The organism is Neisseria sp. P0022.S010, assembly GCF_051956635.1.
The window spans coordinates 1-3,190 of record NZ_JBQCXF010000345.1 but is presented as its reverse complement, the minus strand read 5'-3'; the positions used below and the strand labels follow the sequence as shown (position 1 = coordinate 3,190).

Annotated in this window: 4 protein-coding genes; all 4 read left to right on the top strand. The window is 46.1% G+C overall.

Features of this window, described 5'->3' with window-relative positions:
• Positions 1-408 (top strand): putative PEP-binding protein (locus ACTHUT_RS16480; protein ID WP_440419099.1); only part of this gene is annotated, 408 nt, incomplete at its 5' end.
• A gap of 270 nt (positions 409-678) precedes the next feature.
• Complete coding sequence (locus ACTHUT_RS16475; protein ID WP_004520516.1) at positions 679-1,383, top strand: peptidoglycan DD-metalloendopeptidase family protein; 705 nt, start codon at positions 679-681, stop codon at positions 1,381-1,383.
• A gap of 170 nt (positions 1,384-1,553) precedes the next feature.
• Entirely contained in the window at positions 1,554-2,048 is a 495-nt protein-coding gene (locus ACTHUT_RS16470; RefSeq protein WP_036491298.1) for a hypothetical protein, read from the top strand.
• 192 nt (positions 2,049-2,240) lie between these two features.
• The coding region (locus ACTHUT_RS16465; protein ID WP_440419098.1) for a DnaJ C-terminal domain-containing protein at positions 2,241-3,190 on the top strand (950 nt) is incomplete at its 3' end.

The following is a 3,190-nucleotide window of genomic DNA, read 5'->3' as shown; positions in this document are numbered from 1 at the left end:
AAAGCCCTGAAAGAAAACGGTTTGGAACGCGGCAAAAACGGCCTGCGCCTGATCATGATGTGCGAGTTGCCAAGCAACGCTGTATTGGCAGAACAATTCCTGCAATACTTCGACGGCTTCTCCATCGGCTCTAACGACATGACCCAGCTGACCCTCGGCCTCGACCGTGACAGCGGCTTGGTATCTGACTCCTTCGATGAACGCAATCCTGCCGTTAAAGTGATGTTGCACTTGGCAATCTCTGCCTGCCGCAAACAAAACAAATACGTCGGTATTTGCGGTCAAGGCCCGTCAGACCATCCGGACTTTGCCAAATGGCTGGTTCAAGAAGGTATCGAAAGCGTATCGCTCAACCCTGATACCGTGATTGAAACTTGGCTGTATCTGGCTAACGAATTGAACAAATAAGTTCGATGAGACAAAAATCCCCTGCCCGTTTATCTCGGCAGGGGATTTTTATTGCCTTATTCAATACCGTCTGAAAGAACTTTCACGTTCTTTTACCTTTTCAAAAAAGTCCCCTTGCATCAAAAAGATATAGAAATATTCAGCCATATCTACAAATTCTCAATGGTACTATATTGCCTTTCCGCATTTTATCCCATGCCTTTTGAGTGAACCTTTTTTCACTCTTCCTATCTATCATACACAGCATAACGATACCTTTAGAAACAACCCATGAATACAAATTTTATTTCCACCTTTCAGACGGCCTTGAAACGTCTGGCACTCATCAGCACCATTGCCGTCTTAGCAGCCTGCGCCGGCAACAACACTTCTTCCAACCGCGCCGTACCCGACGGCTACTACAAAGTCCGTCCCGGCGATACCCTGACCCAAATCGCCAAACGCTACGGACAAAACGTCAATACACTGGTTGCATGGAACAACCTTCCCAACGCCTCACAAATCGAAGTCGGCCAAGTATTGCGCGTCCGCCGTCATGTTGCCTCCCGCAATACTGCTACGCAGCAACGCCAAGCAACCGCCGTTACCCCGATTAATCGGTTAAGCTTGCAATGGCCGACCGATAATGCCTCATCCTCCATTATCCAACGCTACAACGGCACAACCAGCAAAGGCATAGATATTGCAGGCACACAAGGCCAACAAATCCGTTCTGCCGCAGCCGGTACCGTCATCTACGTTGGCGAAGAAGTCCGCGGCTACGGCAAGCTGATTTTGATCAGCCACAACGACTACACCATTACCGCCTATGCCCACAACGACACGCTTTTAGTACAAAAAGATCAAAAAGTCCAAGCCGGCCAAGTTATCGCCACCATGGGCAGCAGCGATACAGACAGCGTCAAGCTACATTTTGAAGTTCGTCTAAACGGCAAAGCAGTCGATCCCCTGCCCTATTTGACCAGAACAAATTAATGTCCCAATCAAAAGGCCGTCTGAAAAACCGTATTTCAGACGGCCTTTTGATTATCTTGCTATAACAGCCATTTCAACAAAATCTTTTCCTATTTAACTTATGTTGATTGAGTGTAAACGCCGTTATACAATAACAACTCTTTTTAACATTCTATTTTAGGTGCTCTACTATGTCTCCTAACCGCATCCTTGCAACCGCATTCTTGTTTGCTTCTGCATTTGCCAGCGCAGATGTCCATATTGATGAAAGCATCCCTTACCGTCATGCAGAAGAAATCGATACCCGTATCGTTTCCGAGTGTTTACAAATTGGCAACGTCATGTCCAAATCTTTGCAAGAAACTGCAGCCAAAAGTGATGTAACTATTGTCCGTGACGGTAAAAAACAAGGCACATACGCAGATATCTCCATTACTTCCGCCATGAGCGCAGGCGTAGCCTTTGTCGGCCACGCCAAAAGTATTACAGCCGTTGCCACTTTGTATGTTGATGGCGAAGAAGTCAATAAAAAAACCTTTACCCGCAATTCTTCCGGCGGCATGCTCGGTGTTTATAAAAGCTCTTGCGCCGTCTTAAATCGCACTTCTAAAGTCTTGGGTTCAGATATTGCCCAATGGATTGTTAGCGAACAAAAAACGCTCAAGACAAATAAAACCCCAATTTGATAAAGGCCGTCTGAAAAATCGTATTTCAGACGGCCTTTATATTTTCTATTTCTCTAGAAACAAAGAAATAAATTATCCATTAATCATTGTCAGAGATAGAGAATTTTATTTCCAACGCCCTTGATTTTAGAATATCTACCCTCAATTATTAAAACTATAAGAATTTTGTATATGAGCAGTCAAAGGAATAACATGGCAGAAAAAAACTATTATGAAATACTAGGCGTTGCCAAAGATGCGGATGAGGCCGAAATCAAAAAAGCCTACCGAAAACTGGTGCGCAAATACCACCCCGATGTCAGCAAAGAACCTGACGCAGCCGAACGTACGGTAGAAATCAACCGTGCCTACGAAACGCTTTCCGACAAAGAAAAGCGGGCCGAATACGATGAAATGTTGGCTAATCCTTACGGACGCAGCGCTGGAGGCAATCCGTTCGGTCAAGGCGGCAATCCGTTTGGCAATGGATTTAACGGCGGCAGCTTCCGCTATGAACGTCATGAAGGCGAGCCGTTCGGAGCGGGAGATTTCAATTTTGAAGATCTTTTTTCATCATTCCGCCAATCCCACACTCGTTCCGAGCAACCCCGCGGCCCAATAAAAGGCGAGGATCAACATGCTGAATTGAGTATTGATATTTATGCAGCGTATGTTGGCGCAGAACGTAGCATGACTTTGAATGTGCCGACCCTAGACGAATACGGACGTGCGGTTTATCAAAATAAAACCCTCAACGTCAAAATCCCCAAAGGCATTGCAGAAGGCCAACAAATCCGTTTGGCCGGCCAAGGTTTGCCGGGATATAACGGCGGTGAAAACGGTGACTTGTACTTAAAAATCAAGTTCCACGACCAACCTGATTTATACGTCAAAAACAGGAAAGACGTATATCAAACAATAGATGTCAAACCTTGGGAAGCCGTATTGGGCGGCAAAATCATCGTCCCTACCGCTTCAGGCCGCTTGCAGGTCAATCTGCCTGCCAACAGCCAAAGCGGTAAAAGCATCCGCCTTAAAGGCAAAGGTATTCCTGCAAAAGAAGCCGGAGACCTTTATCTCAATATCCGCATTAATGTTCCGCCAGTAGAGAGCGAAGCCGACCGTGCCGCATGGGAAAAATTGGCCGAACACTTTGCCGCGAA